Source organism: Enterobacter cloacae complex sp. IR5418, assembly GCF_049238105.1.
Taxonomy (GTDB): Bacteria; Pseudomonadota; Gammaproteobacteria; order Enterobacterales; family Enterobacteriaceae; genus Enterobacter; species Enterobacter hormaechei.
Genome location: NZ_JBMKHS010000011.1, coordinates 1 through 16,734, shown reverse-complemented (window position 1 = coordinate 16,734; position 16,734 = coordinate 1). Strand labels below are relative to the sequence as shown.

14 protein-coding genes are annotated in these 16,734 nt (G+C 53.5%); 11 read left to right on the top strand and 3 right to left on the bottom strand.

Features of this window, described 5'->3' with window-relative positions; all coding sequences use genetic code 11:
- Positions 1-9: 9 nt before the first annotated feature.
- From ACOTX7_RS10905 to ACOTX7_RS10885, 5 genes are all read left to right on the top strand, one after another.
- The gene (locus tag ACOTX7_RS10905; protein ID WP_214591975.1) at positions 10-1,068 is read left to right on the top strand and encodes a Gfo/Idh/MocA family protein; all 1,059 of its coding nucleotides are present in this window, start codon (positions 10-12) and stop codon (positions 1,066-1,068) included.
- Complete coding sequence (locus ACOTX7_RS10900) at positions 1,062-3,341, top strand: glycoside hydrolase family 65 protein (protein WP_221256065.1); 2,280 nt, start codon at positions 1,062-1,064, stop codon at positions 3,339-3,341. The genes ACOTX7_RS10905 and ACOTX7_RS10900 overlap by 7 nt, the downstream gene beginning before the upstream one ends.
- The gene (pgmB, locus tag ACOTX7_RS10895) at positions 3,331-3,996 is read left to right on the top strand and encodes a beta-phosphoglucomutase (RefSeq protein ID WP_221256064.1); all 666 of its coding nucleotides are present in this window, start codon (positions 3,331-3,333) and stop codon (positions 3,994-3,996) included. Before ACOTX7_RS10900 ends, pgmB begins: the two co-directional genes overlap by 11 nt.
- 13 nt (positions 3,997-4,009) lie before the next feature.
- Positions 4,010-5,092: an ABC transporter ATP-binding protein gene (locus ACOTX7_RS10890; protein ID WP_006810808.1), complete on the top strand. Its 1,083-nt coding sequence runs from the start codon at positions 4,010-4,012 to the stop codon at positions 5,090-5,092.
- A 65-nt stretch (positions 5,093-5,157) separates the two neighbouring features.
- Complete coding sequence (locus ACOTX7_RS10885; RefSeq protein ID WP_047353305.1) at positions 5,158-6,072, top strand: OmpG family monomeric porin; 915 nt, start codon at positions 5,158-5,160, stop codon at positions 6,070-6,072.
- A 33-nt stretch (positions 6,073-6,105) separates the two neighbouring features.
- Here ACOTX7_RS10885 and ACOTX7_RS10880 read toward each other — a convergent pair whose 3' ends face one another.
- Positions 6,106-7,116, bottom strand: a complete 1,011-nt coding sequence (locus ACOTX7_RS10880) for a LacI family DNA-binding transcriptional regulator (RefSeq protein WP_000075349.1) — start codon at positions 7,114-7,116, stop codon at positions 6,106-6,108.
- Positions 7,117-7,271: 155 nt separating this feature from the next.
- On the opposite strand from ACOTX7_RS10880, the gene ACOTX7_RS10875 reads away from it, so the two are divergent.
- The 3 genes from ACOTX7_RS10875 to tyrR all read left to right on the top strand — a co-directional run bounded on the left by ACOTX7_RS10875 (position 7,272) and on the right by tyrR (position 11,371).
- On the top strand, positions 7,272-8,669 hold the full coding sequence (locus ACOTX7_RS10875) for a YcjX family protein (RefSeq protein ID WP_221256063.1): 1,398 nt from the start codon (positions 7,272-7,274) through the stop codon (positions 8,667-8,669).
- The gene (locus ACOTX7_RS10870) at positions 8,666-9,718 is read left to right on the top strand and encodes a YcjF family protein (protein WP_006810805.1); all 1,053 of its coding nucleotides are present in this window, start codon (positions 8,666-8,668) and stop codon (positions 9,716-9,718) included. Before ACOTX7_RS10875 ends, ACOTX7_RS10870 begins: the two co-directional genes overlap by 4 nt.
- Positions 9,719-9,829: 111 nt before the next feature.
- A complete protein-coding gene (tyrR, locus tag ACOTX7_RS10865) occupies positions 9,830-11,371 on the top strand; it encodes a transcriptional regulator TyrR (protein WP_221256062.1) in 1,542 nt (513 codons plus the stop codon).
- 34 nt (positions 11,372-11,405) lie between these two features.
- Here the strand turns inward: tyrR and tpx are convergent, their stop codons facing one another.
- Entirely contained in the window at positions 11,406-11,912 is a 507-nt protein-coding gene (gene tpx, locus ACOTX7_RS10860) for a thiol peroxidase (protein WP_221256061.1), read from the bottom strand.
- A gap of 105 nt (positions 11,913-12,017) precedes the next feature.
- Between tpx and ycjG the strand changes: the two genes are divergently transcribed.
- Positions 12,018-12,983 carry an L-Ala-D/L-Glu epimerase gene (ycjG, locus tag ACOTX7_RS10855; protein ID WP_221256060.1) on the top strand — a complete coding sequence of 322 codons (966 nt, stop codon included), beginning with the start codon at positions 12,018-12,020 and terminating at the stop codon, positions 12,981-12,983.
- On the opposite strand, the gene mpaA is transcribed toward ycjG, so the two are convergent.
- Entirely contained in the window at positions 12,974-13,687 is a 714-nt protein-coding gene (gene mpaA / locus ACOTX7_RS10850; protein ID WP_032673856.1) for a murein tripeptide amidase MpaA, read from the bottom strand. The genes ycjG and mpaA overlap by 10 nt on opposite strands.
- A 183-nt stretch (positions 13,688-13,870) precedes the next feature.
- Here mpaA and ACOTX7_RS10845 point away from each other — a divergent pair, with 183 nt between their 5' ends.
- Both ACOTX7_RS10845 and tssB read left to right on the top strand, forming a co-directional pair.
- Positions 13,871-15,487, top strand: a complete 1,617-nt coding sequence (locus tag ACOTX7_RS10845) for a peptide ABC transporter substrate-binding protein (protein WP_221256059.1) — start codon at positions 13,871-13,873, stop codon at positions 15,485-15,487.
- Between the two features lie 612 nt (positions 15,488-16,099).
- Entirely contained in the window at positions 16,100-16,591 is a 492-nt protein-coding gene (gene tssB / locus ACOTX7_RS10840; protein ID WP_003856899.1) for a type VI secretion system contractile sheath small subunit, read from the top strand.
- Positions 16,592-16,734 lie beyond the last annotated feature (143 nt).

Genomic DNA, 16,734 nt, shown 5'->3' with positions numbered 1-16,734 from the left:
ATGACGAGCGTGATGAGTGCTTCTACACCTTTGCCTCTGCGCGTCGCCATCATTGGCGCCGGGCAGGTTGCAGACAAAGTGCATGCCTCGTATTACGCCACGCGCAGTGATGTTCAAATGGTGGCTGTCATGGACAGCCGCCTTGAGCAGGCACAGGCGTTCGCGGAACGTTATGCCATTCCATCGGCATGGCAGGACGCTCACGAGATGTTGCAGGAAGTAAAACCGGATGTGGTGAGCGTCTGTTCGCCTAACCGGTTCCATTTTGAACATGTGATGGCGGCTCTCGAGGCAGGCTGTCATGTGATGTGCGAAAAGCCGCCAGCGATGACGCCGCAACAGGCTGATGAGATGTGCATCGCGGCGCGCAAGGCAGGAAGAGTCCTGGCATACGATTTTCACCATCGCTTTGCCCTGGATACCCAGCTCCTGCGCGATGCGGTTATGAACGGTACGCTGGGTGAAATTTACTTCACCTCCGCGCAGGCGCTGCGTCGCTGCGGTGTGCCGGGGTGGGGCGTGTTCACCAATAAATCGCTCCAGGGCGGCGGACCGCTGATCGATATCGGCATTCATATGCTGGATGCCGCGATGTATGTGCTGGGCTTCCCGGCGGTAAAACGGGTGACCGCGCACAGCTTCCAGAGACTGGGAAACCGGAAACACACCGGCCAGTTCGGCGAGTGGGATCCTGCTCAGTTTACCGTGGAAGATGCCCTGTTTGGCACGATTGAGTTCTGCAACGGCGGCATTCTGCGTCTGGACACCTCTTTTGCGCTTAATATCCGCGAGCAGTCCCTCATGAATGTCACTTTCTGCGGTGAGAAGGCGGGTGCAACGCTGTTCCCGGCACACATTTATAACGACGAAGCCGGTGTTTTGCAGACGCTGACCCAGCGTGAAGAGGCGGACGATCGTCGACATCAGCGCAGTATGGACGCGTTTGTTCGCCACGTATTGGGCGAGTCGGTCATGATTGCCGATGCGGAGCAGGGGCTGGTGATCCAGCAATTAGTCGCGGCGTTATACGAAGCCGCGGAAACAGGGGAAAGCGTGACGTTATGCTGAACCAGTCTGTATTAACCGATCCGGGCTTTTGCCCGCACAGCCTGAATAAATACGCGTCCATTATGGCCTGCGGCAATGGCTATATGGGCCTTCGCGCCACGCATGAAGAAGATTACACCCAGCAGACCAGAGGGATGTATCTCGCCGGGCTGTATCATCGCGCGGGACGCAACGAAACCACAGAACTGATCAATCTGCCGGATATCACCGGGATTGATGTTGAGCTGGACGGCGTCAATTTCACGCTCCTTTCAGGCGACATTCTTGAGTGGCAGCGCGAGCTGGCCTTTGCTAACGGCGAACTGCATCGTAACGTGGTCTGGCGTTCGCCGGACGGTAAACGCTATCGCCTGGAGAGCCGTCGTTTTGTTTCGCTGGATCAGCTGCCCTTAGTGGCAATGCAGCTCTCCATCACACCGCTTGATGGTGCCGTACAGGCCGTGCTGAAAACCGGCATTGATGCAACGCAAACGAACAGCGGCAGGCAGCATCTGGATGAAATCTCGGTCAGGGTCTTTGACCAGCACTACATGCAGGGTGTCTATGAAACGCAGGACCGGGCGTCTGAAGTTGTTGTTTCGGCGTTTTGTCAGCTTTCCGCTAAAAGCGACAGCTGTTTCACCGCCAAAAATCGCCGTCTCAGCGTTCATCATTCTCTGACTATTTCGCAAGGTGACACTGTCACGCTTGAGAAAATCGTCTGGCTGACGCATCGCAGCGATAAATCGCTATCGCAGGAGTCCTTCGCTCGCAACGCGCTGGCCGATCTCAAAGTCTGCGCGGCAAGAGGCTACGATGCGTTGCTTGAGAGTTCAGCGTATGCCTGGGAAACGGTCTGGCGTGACGCCCGGGTGGAAGTGGCTTCCGCAGAGCATCAGGATCAGCTGGCGCTGGATTACGCCGTCTGGCATCTGACGACAATGACGCCTGCCCATGATGAACGAAGCAGTATTGCGGCGAAAGGGCTGACGGGCGAGGGGTACAAGGGGCACGTCTTCTGGGATACCGAAATTTTCCTGCTGCCGTTCCATCTGTTTACCCGTCCACAGATTGCCCGCAGCCTGCTGCGCTATCGCTGGCTGAATCTCTCAGGCGCACGTGAAAAAGCACGCCGTAACGGTTGGCCGGGCGCGTTGTTCCCGTGGGAAAGCGCTGCCAGCGGACAGGAAGAGACGCCAGAGTTCGCGGCAATTAACATCCGTACCGGAGTTCGCCAGAAAGTCGCGTCAGCCCTCGCTGAACACCACATCGTGGCTGATATTGCCTGGGCCGTTGTCGCTTACTGGCAGGCGACACACGATGATGCCTTTATGCGAAATGAAGGCCTGACGCTGCTGATGGAAACCGCTTCGTTCTGGATGGGACGCGCGACGGAAATTAATGGTCGTCTTGAGATCCATGACGTGATCGGACCGGATGAATACACCGAGCATGTCAACAACAATGCCTACACCAACTATCTGGCCTGGCATAACGTAGCCTGTGCGCGTCACTTTATGGCGATGTTTGGCCGTGAAGATGCGCGTTTTACGGAGAATGCCGGGAAGTTTCTGGCGCGCCTGTGGCTGCCGGAGGCCGACGCGGAGGGTGTGATCCCGCAGGATGATACCTTCATGGCTAAACCAGCCATCGATCTAAGCCGCTATAAAGCTAAAGCGGGTAAGCAAACCATTCTGCTTGATTACTCCCGCGCGGAAGTGAACGAGATGCAGATCCTGAAGCAGGCCGATGTGGTGATGCTTAACTACCTGCTGCCGGAACGGTTCACACCAGAGCAATGTGCTGCCAACCTGGCGTTTTATGAGCCACGCACCATTCATGATTCCTCCCTGAGCAAAGCCATTCACGGCATTGTGCTCGCGCGCTGCGGTGACACCGAAGGGGCGTATGCCTTCTGGCGTGACGGTATCGCGATTGACCTGGGGGACGATCCGCACAGCAGCGATGACGGTATACATGCCGCCGCCACCGGAGCGATCTGGTTGGGTGCCATTCAGGGATTTGCTGGCCTGCACATTAGCGAAGGGGAACTGCATCTTGCGCCAAAGCTGCCTGCTCACTGGCAGAAACTCGCCTTCCCGCTGCGGTGGCGGAACGCAACAATGCACATTACCTGTGAAAGTGACCAGTTAACCATTGAAACCACCGCACCTGTCACGTTGACGCTGTGGGGCAAAACGCTGCACGTATCGGGGCGTAAAGTCTGTGCGTATAAGGACTTTATTGCACCTGTTAATGGGACCGCTACCAGGGAGGTGCGCCATGACGCTTAACGCTGTTGTATTCGATCTGGACGGGGTGATCACCGATACCGCGCACCTTCATTTTCTGGCCTGGCGCGCGGTGGCGGAGGAGATTGGTATCACCTTCGACGAAGTGTTTAACGAACAGCTGAAGGGAATAAGCCGCATGGATTCCCTCCAGCGCATTCTGAAGCACGGCGGGAAAGAGGGGATGTTCAGCGAGGAGCAGTGTCTGGCGCTGGCGACGAAAAAAAACGCGCTCTACGTCCAGTCGCTGGCGTCACTGACGCAGGATTCGCTCCTGCCGGGAATTCTTGACGTGCTGGCGGATATTCGCGCCGCGAAGGTCAAAATTGGACTGGCATCCGTATCGCTTAATGCCCCCGGGATTTTGCACGCGTTGGGTATTCACCAGGCTTTCGATTTTTGCGCCGATGCTTCGCGCATTTCCCGCTCAAAGCCGGACCCGGAAATCTTCCTTGCGGCCTGTAAAGGACTGAACGTGCGTCCTGAAGAGGCCATTGGAATCGAAGATGCCGCCGCAGGGGTAGATGCGATCAACGCCGCAGGAATGCTGTCGGTCGGGATTGGGCCTGGCCTGAACCATGCGGGATTACAACTTCATTCAACGCAGGAACTGACCTGGGAACGTCTGACGGCGTTCTGGGCATCCCGGGCGTTTTGATAAGGAATTAATAATGGCTCAACTGTCTCTGAAACACATTCAGAAAATCTATGATAACCAGGTCCACGTGGTTAAGGATTTCAACCTCGAAATTGAAGACAAAGAGTTTATTGTCTTCGTCGGTCCATCGGGCTGTGGGAAATCCACGACGCTACGAATGATTGCCGGCCTTGAGGAGATCAGCGCGGGTGAACTGATTATTGACGGGGTTTGCATGAATGATGTTCCCGCCAAGTCCCGTGATATCGCGATGGTCTTCCAGAACTATGCGCTCTATCCGCATATGACGGTCTACGACAACATGGCGTTTGGCCTGAAAATGCAAAAAATCGCGCCCTCCGTCATTGAAGAACGCGTTAACTGGGCCGCACAGATCCTGGGCTTACGCGACTATCTCCAGCGTAAACCTGGCGCGTTGTCCGGCGGTCAGCGCCAGCGCGTGGCGTTAGGCAGGGCGATAGTGCGCGAAGCGGGGGTCTTCCTGATGGATGAACCTCTGTCTAACCTCGATGCCAAGCTTCGTGTACAGATGCGCGCTGAAATCAGCAAGCTGCACCAGAAGCTTAATACCACCATGATTTACGTGACGCACGATCAGACGGAAGCCATGACGATGGCAACCCGCATCGTGATTTTAAAAGACGGCATCATTCAGCAGGTAGGCGCGCCGAAGCAGGTCTACAACGAGCCAGCGAATATGTTCGTAGCAGGGTTTATTGGCTCACCTGCGATGAACTTCATTCGTGGCGCGATCGACGACCGCTACTTTGTGACCGAAACGCTGCGTCTGGAGATCCCGGAGGACAAGCTGGCCGTACTGAACGCGCAAGGTTACCAGCGTAAAGCGGTCGTCTTTGGGATCCGTCCGGAAGACATTCTCACCCCGCAGCGCAACGGTGAAAACATCACGGCGAAAATCAGCGTTGCCGAGCTGACCGGCGCTGAATTTATGCTGTATGCCACCGTGGGTGGGCATGAACTCGTTGTCCGTGCGGGAGCGGCGGATGATTACGTTGCAGGAAATAATATCGGCATTCAGTTCGATATGAATAAATGCCATTTCTTCGATGCTGATACTGAAACAGCTATTAGATAAGAAAGGTGTTCACCGGAAATGAAAATTTCCGGTTTTTTGTGTGTTAATTATAAAGGAATATTTTAATGAGTACTCTACTAAGAAGTGCTGCGCTCGTTCTGTGCGCAGGAGTGAGCTGCGCGCAAGCAACTGAATCAGCCAAACACTGGGAATTTAATATTGGTGCCATGTATGAAATTGAAAACGTCGAAGGTCAGGCCGACGATAAAGATGGATTATATGAACCTTCCGTGTGGTTTAATGCCACATGGGATGCCTGGACCCTTTCTCTGGCTATGTATCAGGAGGGGCCGGTCGATTACAGTAGCATGACGCGCGGCACCTATTTTGATCGTCCGGAATTTGAATTACGCTATCGCTTTATCGGCACCGATGATTTTACGTTCGGCCTGACCGGTGGCTTCCGTAATTATGGCTATCACTTTAAGGATGAGCACGGTGCTAAAGACGGCAGTGCCAATATGCAGCGCTACAAAGTTCAGCCTGACTGGGATATTAAATTAACCGATGACTGGCGTTTTGGCGGCTGGTTTGCCATGTATCAGTTTGCCAACGATCTGGAAAAAACCGGCTATTCTGACAGCCGCGTCGAGACCGAAACCGGCTTTACCTGGACAATTAACGAAACCGTCTCGGCAAAAGTTAATTACTATTTAGAGCGCGGTTTCAATATGGACGGCTCACGTAATAACGGTGAATTCGCCACTCAGGAAATTCGCGCCTATCTGCCGATTTCGTTGGGGCAGACTACGTTAACGCCTTATACCCGTCTGGGACTCGATCGCTGGTCTAACTGGGACTGGCAGGACGATCCTGAGCGCGAAGGACATGATTTCAACCGTCTGGGTATGCTGTACGCCTATGACTTTAACAATGGTTTATCCATGACCCTGGAATATGCCTATGAATGGGAAAACCATGACGAAGGTGATAGCGATCGCTTCCACTATGCAGGCGTCGGCGTGAATTACGCGTTCTGATAACCTGTTGCCAGGGGCGTAAGTCCCTGGTTTTTAGCGTAACGAAGTCGCATCGGAAAAATGCGTTTCAACCAATACCTTATGCGGCGCAGATTTACCCGCAATGCACTTGAACAACAAATTGCAGCTCTCTTCGCCCAGCTTTCTCGTGGGGATATCAAAGCCGCCTGGCGCAGGGGTTAAAATCAGAGAGAGCATCGGATCGCTGTATCCTGCCATTGCGACCTGTTCCGGTATCGTCAGATTTAACTCATCCGCGGCACGATAAAGACTCAGCAATTTCATACTGTCAGTCGCAAAAACCGCATCGGGTGGGTTGTCTGAAGAGAGTAGCTGGCAGGCCGCCTGAAGCGCGCTTTCATGGGTATATCCGCCATCGATCACCCAGTCCGGGTTAATCGCAATACCCTGCTTCTCAAGGCTCGATTTATAACCCGCAAGGCGATCGATAGAAACGTGATAATCGAGCGGGGCATGCAGGCAGGCAATTTTAGTGCGGCCATGTTTGATAAAAGAGTCTGTTAATATGGCGCTGTCGTGGAAATTATCCGTGTCGACAGAATAGATATTCTGGTAAATGCCTTCCACTTTACCAATAACGACTACGGGGACACCGTATCCGTCCAGCGTCGCGAAAAAAGACTCGTTCGCTGGCGAGCTTAGCATGATGATCCCCTTGATCATCTTCTGCTTTATTTTACCTACGCATTTTTGCAGATCATCTTCACTGCTTTTGCTCGTTTGCAAAATAACATCAAACCCTTCCTCTTCTGCTTTTGCCGTTATGGCATGCAATACATCAGAGAAAAACGGATTTCCCGCGGTGGTTTTGGTTGAACGGGTCGAAATAACCATAATGGCGTCGAAGCCAGAAGAGGTGAGTGCGCGGGCAAGCTTATTAGGTTGATAATTTAATTCATCTATCGCCTTCAACACTTTTTCGCGCGCTTCAGGAGAAATATTCGTTTGTTTATTCAGAACGCGCGACACGGTTGATTTCGAAACGCCAGCAACGCGTGCAATATCATAGATGGTGGGTGACATACACCTTACTCACTCCGGACGGACAGCAATTGCGCCCATCTTACTGGAGAGAAAACGGCAATAGCAATAATTAAGAATTGATAATCAACGATCTGCCCCAATTTACTGTATTCTGAAGTGACTTTTTTCAGGGTTCCAGGCAATGAAGGACGGCGATGAAGCGACTTAAAAACGAATTCAATTCTCTGGTGAACCGTGGCGTTGATCGCCATCTGCGTCTTGCCGTGACGGGACTGAGCCGCAGCGGTAAGACGGCATTCATTACGGCGATGGTCAATCAGCTGTTGAACCTTCACGCAGGGGCGCGGCTGCCGCTGCTTAGCGCGGTGCGCGAGGAGCGGTTGTTGGGCGTGAAACGCGTACCGCAACGTGATTTTGGCATCCCCCGTTTCACCTATGATGAAGGTCTGGCGCAGTTATACGGGGAGCCTCCTGCCTGGCCCACCCCGACGCGTGGCGTGAGCGAAATTCGCCTTGCGCTTCGTTTCCGCTCGAATGAATCCCTGATGCGCCACTTCAAAGAAACCTCCACGTTGTATCTCGAAATTGTGGATTATCCGGGAGAATGGCTGCTCGACTTACCGATGCTGGCGCAGGATTACCTGAGCTGGTCCCGACAGATGACCGGTCTGTTGCAGGGGCAGCGGGCTGAGTGGTCGACCAAATGGCGCCAGCTTTGCGTGGGGCTGGATCCGCTGGCACCGGCGGATGAAAACCGTCTGGCCGTCATAGCCGAAGCCTGGACGGATTACCTGCACCAGTGCAAACAGGAAGGGTTGCATTTTATTCAGCCGGGCCGCTTTGTTCTGCCGGGTGACTTAGCCGGTGCTCCCGCGCTACAGTTTTTCCCGTGGCCGGACGTGGACAGCATCGGCGAATCGAAACTGGCGCAGGCGGACAAGACGACCAACGCCGGTATGCTCCGCGAGCGATACAATTACTATTGTGAGAAGGTGGTTAAGGGCTTTTATAAAAATCACTTTTTACGCTTTGACCGCCAGATCGTGCTGGTGGACTGCCTGCAACCGCTCAACAGCGGGCCGCAGGCGTTCAATGATATGCGACTGGCGCTGACGCAGCTGATGCAGAGTTTTCATTACGGCCAGCGTACGCTGTTTCGTCGTTTGTTCTCTCCGGTCATCGACAAGCTGCTGTTTGCCGCCACAAAAGCTGACCATGTTACGGTCGATCAGCATGCCAATATGGTATCCCTGCTGCAACAGCTGGTGCAGGATGCCTGGCAAAATGCGGCTTTCGAAGGCATCAGCATGGATTGTCTGGGTCTGGCGTCCGTACAGGCAACGCAGAGTGGGTTGATTGACGTGAATGGCGAGAAAATTCCGGCCCTACGGGGTAACCGTCTCAGCGACGGTGAGCCGCTCACGGTCTATCCGGGGGAAGTTCCTGCGCGCCTGCCGGACCAGGCTTTCTGGCAAAGCCAGGGTTTTCAGTTCGAAGCCTTCCGTCCGCAGAGCATGAACGTTGATCAGCCATTGCCGCATATCCGTCTGGATGCCGCGCTGGAGTTTTTAATTGGAGATAAATTGCGATGACGGAACCGTTAAAACCACGCATTGATTTTACCGGCCAGCTTGAGCAGTCCCCGCATGAGGCGTTTAAAACGGCGCAAACCTTCAGCGGCCCGCAGGCCGACAACTTTGCCCCCGTGCTGGCAGAGGAGCCGCTGGTAGAAGAGGGGCAGGCGGAAGCGGTTGTTGATGCGGCACTGCGCCCGAAACGCAGCCTGTGGCGCAAGATGGTGACCGCCGGGTTAGCTCTTTTTGGTGTGAGCGTCATCGGGCAGGGCGTGCAGTGGGGCGTCAATGCCTGGCAAACGCAGGACTGGGTGGCGCTGGGGGGATGCGCCGCCGGGGCGTTGATTGTTGGTGCGGGCGTCGGCTCAGTCGTCACCGAGTGGCGTCGCCTCTGGCGTCTGCGTCAGCGCGCCCACGAACGTGATGAAGCGCGGGATCTTCTGCACAGTCACGGCACAGGTAAAGGGCGTGCTTTTTGCGAAAAGCTTGCGGCTCAGGCCGGGATAGATCACTCTCACCCGGCGCTTCAGCGCTGGTATGCGGCGATCCACGAAACTCAGAATGACCGGGAAGTGGTCACGCTCTATTCCCATATGGTTCAGCCGGTACTGGACTCGCAGGCTCGCCGTGAGATCAGCCATTCGGCGGCGGAATCCACGCTGATGATCGCCGTCAGTCCACTGGCGATGGTGGACATGGCCTTTATCGCCTGGCGCAACCTGCGCCTGATCAACCGCATCGCCAGGCTGTATGGCATTGAGCTTGGCTATTACAGCCGTCTGCGCCTGTTCAAACTGGTGTTGCTGAATATCGCCTTCGCCGGGGCAAGCGAGCTGGTGCGCGAGGTGGGGATGGACTGGATGTCGCAGGATCTCGCGGCGCGTCTCTCTGCCCGGGCGGCACAGGGGATTGGTGCCGGTCTGCTGACGGCGCGCTTAGGTATCAAAGCGATGGAGGTCTGTCGTCCATTACCCTGGATCGATGGCGATAAGCCACGGTTGGGGGATTTCCGTCGCGAGCTGATTGGCCAGCTTAAAGAGACGCTCAACAAAAAACCTGCTCAGTGAGATTTTGTTCACTATTCGTGCTGGCTGTCAATATTTGTTGACAGCCACCTTCCCGAACACCGTGATCTGACATATCATTTTACTGTTATTGGCTTAAACGGTGAATTTCCCATGCGTCTGGAAGTCTTTTGTGAGGACCGTCTCGGTCTGACCCGCGAGTTACTCGATCTTCTTGTTTTACGTAGCATTGATTTACGTGGCATTGAGATCGACCCTGTCGGGCGAATTTACCTCAATTTTGCCGAAATTGAATTTAACACATTCAGTAGCCTGATGGCGGAAATCCGCCGTATCGCTGGCGTTACGGATGTACGCACCATCCCCTGGATGCCGTCCGAGCGGGAACATCTTGCGCTGAGCGCGCTGCTGGAAGCAATGCCGGAGCCGTTTCTTTCCCTCGATCTGAAAAATAAAGTCGAGCGCGTTAATCAGGCCAGCTGCCAGTTGTTTGCGCAGAGCCAGGAAAAACTTATCGGTCACCATGCCACGCAACTGATCGCCGGGTTTAATTTCCAGCGCTGGCTGGACAGTAACCCGCAAAATACCCATAGCGAGCATATCGTCATCAACGGACAGAATTTCCTGATGGAGATCACGCCGGTGTATCTGAAAGGGGAAAATGCCGCGCGGGTGCTGACCGGCGCAGTGATCATGCTGCGCTCCACGGTGCGTATGGGCCGCCAGTTGCAGAATCTTTCCAGCCAGGACGTCGGCGCATTCAGCCAGATTATTGCGGTGAGCCCGAAGATGCGTCATGTGATTGACCAGGCGCGCAAGCTGGCTAATCTCACGGCGCCGCTGCTGATTACAGGAGATACCGGTACGGGGAAAGATCTGCTGGCGCATGCTGTGCACATGGCCAGCCCGCGTGCGGCAAAACCGTATCTGGCGCTGAACTGCGCGTCAATTCCGGAAGATGCGGTGGAAAGCGAGCTGTTCGGGCATGCGCCGGAAGGCAAAAAAGGCTTCTTCGAACAGGCAAACGGCGGTTCGGTGCTGCTGGACGAGATTGGCGAAATGTCGCCACGCATGCAGGCGAAACTGCTGCGTTTTCTCAATGACGGCACGTTCCGCCGCGTGGGGGAAGATCATGAAGTACACGTCGACGTGCGCGTCATCTGCGCCACCCAGAAAATCCTGGTGGAGCTGGTGCAGAAAGGGGTATTCCGCGAAGATCTCTACTATCGTCTCAACGTTCTGACGCTCAATATCCCGCCGCTACGCGACTGTCCGCAGGACATCATGCCGTTGACGGAACTGTTCGTGGCCCGTTTTGCCGACGAGCAGGGCGTGCCGCGTCCGAAGCTCTCTGCCGACCTTGGCACCGTGCTGACGCGTTACGGCTGGCCGGGCAATATTCGTCAGCTAAAAAATGCGGTCTATCGCGCATTAACTCAGCTTGAAGGGTATGAACTGCGCCCTCAGGATATTCTGTTGCCGGATTACGATGCCGGGACGGTATCGGTAGGCGAAGAGGCAATGGAAGGCTCGCTGGATGACATCACCAGCCGTTTCGAACGTTCGGTGTTAACGCAGCTTTACCGTAGCTATCCGAGCACGCGCAAGCTGGCTAAACGTCTTGGGGTGTCACATACCGCGATTGCAAATAAACTGCGCGAGTATGGGTTAAATCAGAAGAAGGGTGACGAATAAACAAAAAAGCCTCTTTGCAGAGGCTTTTTTACGTTTAGGCTTTAAGCGTCTCAAGTGCAGCGGTGTAATCCGGTTCGGTGGTGATTTCGTTCACCAGTTCACTGAAAACAACGTTGTCGTTTTCGTCGATCACCAGCACTGCACGCGCCGCCAGACCTTTCAGCGCGCCTTCGGAAATGGCAACACCGTAATTTTCCAGGAAATCCGGGCTGCGCAGAGTGGAAAGGGTGATGACGTTGCTCAGGCCTTCAGCGCCGCAGAAGCGGGACTGGGCAAACGGCAGGTCAGCAGAAATGCACAGCACCACGGTGTTGTCCATTTCGGTCGCCAGTTGGTTGAATTTACGCACTGATGCAGCGCAAACGCCAGTATCGATGCTTGGGAAAATGTTCAGGACTTTACGTTTGCCCGCAAACTGGCTCAGCGTGACGTCAGACAGATCGTTAGCCACCAGAGTAAAAGGCTGTGCTTTGCTGCCAGACTGTGGGATGGAACCTGCAACAGCAACCGGGTTGCCCTGGAAATGAACGAGTTGTGACATAGATATCTTCCTGTTTACAAATAGTTAACGTCGTGGCTAGTGTATGTCATCCGCAGTTAGCACGGCAAACCAATTTTATGCCTACCGGCCTGCAAGGAGTCAGTGATGAGAAGCGTTAAGGTTTATGAAGAAGCCTGGCCATTGCACACCCCGTTTGTGATTTCGCGCGGCAGCCGCAGTGAGGCCTGCGTGGTCGTGGTTGAATGTGAAGAGGATGGCGTGAAAGGTGTCGGGGAATGTACCCCTTATCCTCGCTATGGAGAAAGTCTGGCGTCAGTCATGGCGCAAATTATGACGGTAGTGCCCGAATTGCAGGCGGGCCTGACGCGTGAGGCTCTTCAGCAGCGGTTACCGGCTGGCGCCGCGCGCAACGCGATTGACTGCGCGCTGTGGAGTCTGGAAGCGGCGAAACAACACAAACCGCTTCCTTCGCTGCTGAACATGACTCTGCCGCAATCGATCGTCACCGCGCAAACGGTGGTCATCGGTGAACCTGAGCAAATGGCGGCCAGCGCCCAGGCGTTATATGCCACCGGTGCAACCTTATTAAAGGTGAAGCTCGACGATCGTCTGATTAGCGAACGCATGGTCGCCATTCGTGCGGCGGTGCCTGATGCCACCCTGATCGTCGACGCGAACGAATCCTGGCACAGCGAAGGGCTGGCAGCCCGTTGTCAGCTTCTTGCCGATCTGAACGTTGCCATGCTGGAACAACCCCTCCCGGCAGAAGACGATGATGCGCTGGCGAATTTTATTCATCCGCTTCCAGTCTGTGCAGATGAAAGCTGTCATACCCGTGAGAGCCTGACTTCCCTCAAGGGGCGCTACGAAATGGTGAATATTAAGCTGGATAAAACAGGCGGATTAACCGAGGCCCTTGCTCTGGCAAAAGATGCGCAGGCGCAAGGGTTCACTCTGATGCTGGGCTGCATGTTGTGCACTTCCAGAGCGATTGGCGCTGCACTCCCGCTGGTAAACAGCGTGCGTTTTGCCGATTTGGATGGCCCAACCTGGCTGGCGGTTGATGTTTCACCTGCTCTGAATTTTACTTCCGGCGTACTTCATCTTTGAGGCTGCCAGCGCAGGAGATCTGTCATCGCCCGCAGGTATTTTTCGCTCGCTTCATCTGACGAGATGGGCGGAAACTCAGCGGTGATACAGTGAAGGCCGAGGTCCGCGCACCAGCTGCCAAACGACCCGGGTGTTTCATAGCCAACGCTGGTCACCAGAGGAAGCGCAAACGCATCCGCCAGCCACTGCCCGAGTGCCGTATGGCGAGGATCTTCAATACAGGCGAGGGGATCGTGGAAAGAGACAACCCAGGCCGGGTGGATCTTATGAATAAGCTGGCACAACGCCTGAGTTTCCGGTTCGGACCCAGGTTTATCTCCCGTGAGCAAAACCACATCTCGCTCCTGCGCCGAACTGTTCCAGCGATACACCGTTTCACCGGCGCGCCAGTTTGCCGCCGGGAAGTTCCTGTTAAGGTCAACGCCTCGTGCATTCGCCCGTAACCCAAGCTGACAACCGTCCGGGTTGACGGTCAAAATCACATGATGACGTCGTAAATCGGGAGACAGCGTACGTAGCGCGCACGAAAGCGTCACGACAGATGAGTTTTCGTCGCCATGGGTGCCCGCAATAATTAAGCCGCTATTACGATCGGCCTCGGGTGCCGGAAACCAGATCAGTGGCGCGCCTAAAAACGAGCGGCCATAATGTTCAGTTCCGGGCGGGAAGGCACCGCGTTCCGTTCTTGGTCGGGTAGTTGCCATATTAAACCCTGATAATAAAGTCACTTCTGGCAGTGTTGTGCAAAACCCGCGGTTAATCAAATAGTTTCCGTATGTGGTGAAAATTGCCTGGCATCAACTTTCCGGAGGAAGCATTTGCATTTCTCCGTTTCGAAACAAATAATTACGCATCTGCCTGTTACCTGACATCATTAAGGGGATCGTATGAAGCATCCTGTTTCGCTTCTTTGTACTGCGCTGTGGCTGTGCGGAGTTTCTTCACTTTCATATGCTGCGGTGGTTCCCGGGGGAACGGTTCTGGCGCAAAAGCAGGAGCTGGTTCGACACATCAAAGATGAACCCGCTTCGCTCGATCCGGCAAAAGCGGTGGGATTGCCCGAGATTCAGGTGATCCGAGACCTCTATGAAGGGCTGGTAAATCAGAACGAAAAAGGGGAGTTAGTGCCCGGCGTGGCGACGCGCTGGCAGAGTAATGATAACCGTGTCTGGACGTTCACGTTGCGGGATAACGCGAAATGGTCTGACGGTACTCCGGTGACGGCACAAGATTTTGTCTACAGCTGGCGTCGTCTGGTTGATCCCAAAACAACCTCACCTTTCGCCTGGTTTGCGGCGCTGGCGGGCATTAACAATGCCCAGGCCATTATCGATGGCAAAGCTGCTCCGGATACCCTCGGCGTGACGGCGGTTGATACTAAAACGCTGCGCGTGCAGCTGGACAAACCGCTACCCTGGTTCAGCAATCTGACGGCTAACTTCGCGTTTTATCCTGTTCAAAAGGCCAACGTGGAAAGCGGTAAGGAATGGACGCGCCCAGGCGCGCTCATTGGCAACGGTGCGTATGTGCTGAAAGATCGCGTCGTGAATGAAAAACTGGTGGTTGAGCCAAATTCACATTACTGGGATAACGCCAACACGGTGCTGAAAAAAGTCACCTTTGTGCCGATCAACCAGGAGTCTTCAGCGACCAAACGCTATCTGGCGGGCGATATAGATATTACAGAATCATTTCCGAAAAACATGTACCAGAAGCTGCTTAAAGATATTCCGGGACAGGTGTATACACCGCCACAGCTTGGGACTTATTACTATGCGTTTAACACGCAAAAAGGCCCAACCGCTGATGCCCGCGTACGTCTGGCGCTGAGCATGACGATCGATCGGCGCATTATGGCCGAAAAAGTCCTGGGAACCGGTGAGAAACCGGCCTGGCATTTTACCCCTGATGTTACTGCCGGTTTTACGCCGGAAACCTCGCCATTTGAGCAGATGTCGCAGCAGGAACTCAATGCACAGGCGAAAACGTTGCTCCAGGCAGCAGGCTATGGCCCTCAGCGTCCGCTTAAATTAACGCTGCTGTACAACACATCTGAAAACCATCAGAAGATTGCGATTGCCGTCGCCTCTATGTGGAAGAAAAATCTGGGGGTTGACGTTAAGTTGCAGAATCAGGAGTGGAAAACCTACATCGACAGCCGCAATACCGGCAATTTTGACGTCATCCGTGCGTCGTGGGTAGGGGACTACAATGAGCCGTCGACATTCCTGTCGTTGCTGACCTCCTCCCACAGCGGGAATATCTCACGATTCAACGATCCTGCTTACGATAAGATTATTCACCAGGCGACGCTCGAAACCACTGAAAAAGCGCGTAATGCAGACTACAACATGGCCGAGAAGATCCTCGCTGAAAAAGCGCCCATTGCTCCAATTTATCAGTACACCAATGGCCGTCTCATCAAGCCATGGGTAAAAGGTTATCCGATAAATAACCCAGAGGATGTTGCGTACAGTCGTACAATGTATATTGAAAAGCACTAAAACAGGCCAGGGCGCTACGTGGTTAAGATCTCTATCTGTTAACCGCATAAGCGCCCGAACCCCAGAGTTCATGGTTTTACTGCGTGGTTATTACCACCCATCCCTTCGTATCAGCCCATTATTCATTGTGTTGATGAATATTTTCAGTGCCATTCTTCTTCCAGTTTATCGAAAAGCGCGCAGTCATCTCTTCGCCATTCCTGTAGCAGCATTATTATTGCTATTTTAAGATTAAATTTGTCCGAAACAGGATTTTTTCATATTCAGACTATTTATTGAATTAAGGCGTTATTTCTCTGCGCTGTTACGGAACGTGTTAAAAAGTGCATTGATATAAATCAATCCTTCAACTTCATGGCACGATAAATTCAATATTGCCGATAAAAGCAGTCATTCCTGCCACATTATTGTAAATAAATAGTTAATATTTACTGCCTGTCAGACATGCCTGGCATTTATGAATGTATCAATTTAGTGGAATATTCTTAAGAAAAGTCCAATCTTGGATCTTTGATCTGAGGAGTTGATTTTGAATGGGCTTTTGCTCTAATATGGTTTTGTAAAGAAACGTCACTCACTTAACATTTATTTCTTTTAAAGAAAGGGATTGCTATGGCCGATTCATTCCAGAATGAGGTGCCCAAGGCACGCATAAACTTAAAGCTGGCTCTGCATACAGGTGGCGCGCAGAAGAAAATCGAACTGCCGCTTAAACTCCTCACCGTCGGTGATTTCAGTAATGGAAAAGAGAATCGCCCATTATCCGAAAGGGAGAAAATCAACGTCAATAAAAACAACTTCAACAGCGTACTTTCGGAATTTAACCCGGAAGTTAATCTGACGGTTCCAAACACAATGGCCGGGGATGGTTCGGAGGAGAGTATAAAACTGAATTTCTCCGATATTAAGGATTTCGAACCTGAACAGGTTGCCCGCCAGATCCCTCAACTCCGCGCCATGCTGGCCATGCGTAATTTATTACGCGATCTCAAATCCAATCTTCTTGATAACGCTACTTTCAGAAAAGAACTCGAGAAAATTCTTAAAGATCCGGCGCTGTCTCAGGAATTACGCGACGAAATGAGTGCACTGGCCCCGAAATAAGCGGCGTGCGTTATTTAATGGATTAACCGGGAATATGCTGATGTCTGTAAATACTGAAACCGCCTCCGCGCAGGGGCAGACCACCGTGGCTTTGTTGAATAAATCAGATTTCGGGTAAGTCTCCCCCGTAGCGGGTTGTGTTT

Bases quoted from the DNA above. Each gene is read 5' to 3' on its own strand.
- ACOTX7_RS10900 (WP_221256065.1), top strand. From the start codon at position 1,062: ATGCTGAACCAGTCTGTATTAACCGATCCGGGCTTTTGCCCGCACAGC.
- pgmB (WP_221256064.1), top strand. From the start codon at position 3,331: ATGACGCTTAACGCTGTTGTATTCGATCTGGACGGGGTGATCACCGAT.
- ACOTX7_RS10890 (WP_006810808.1), top strand. From the start codon at position 4,010: ATGGCTCAACTGTCTCTGAAACACATTCAGAAAATCTATGATAACCAG.
- ACOTX7_RS10885 (WP_047353305.1), top strand. From the start codon at position 5,158: ATGAGTACTCTACTAAGAAGTGCTGCGCTCGTTCTGTGCGCAGGAGTG.
- ACOTX7_RS10880 (WP_000075349.1), bottom strand. From the start codon at position 7,116: ATGTCACCCACCATCTATGATATTGCACGCGTTGCTGGCGTTTCGAAA.
- ACOTX7_RS10875 (WP_221256063.1), top strand. From the start codon at position 7,272: ATGAAGCGACTTAAAAACGAATTCAATTCTCTGGTGAACCGTGGCGTT.
- ACOTX7_RS10870 (WP_006810805.1), top strand. From the start codon at position 8,666: ATGACGGAACCGTTAAAACCACGCATTGATTTTACCGGCCAGCTTGAG.
- tyrR (WP_221256062.1), top strand. From the start codon at position 9,830: ATGCGTCTGGAAGTCTTTTGTGAGGACCGTCTCGGTCTGACCCGCGAG.
- tpx (WP_221256061.1), bottom strand. From the start codon at position 11,912: ATGTCACAACTCGTTCATTTCCAGGGCAACCCGGTTGCTGTTGCAGGT.
- ycjG (WP_221256060.1), top strand. From the start codon at position 12,018: ATGAGAAGCGTTAAGGTTTATGAAGAAGCCTGGCCATTGCACACCCCG.
- mpaA (WP_032673856.1), bottom strand. From the start codon at position 13,687: ATGGCAACTACCCGACCAAGAACGGAACGCGGTGCCTTCCCGCCCGGA.
- ACOTX7_RS10845 (WP_221256059.1), top strand. From the start codon at position 13,871: ATGAAGCATCCTGTTTCGCTTCTTTGTACTGCGCTGTGGCTGTGCGGA.
- tssB (WP_003856899.1), top strand. From the start codon at position 16,100: ATGGCCGATTCATTCCAGAATGAGGTGCCCAAGGCACGCATAAACTTA.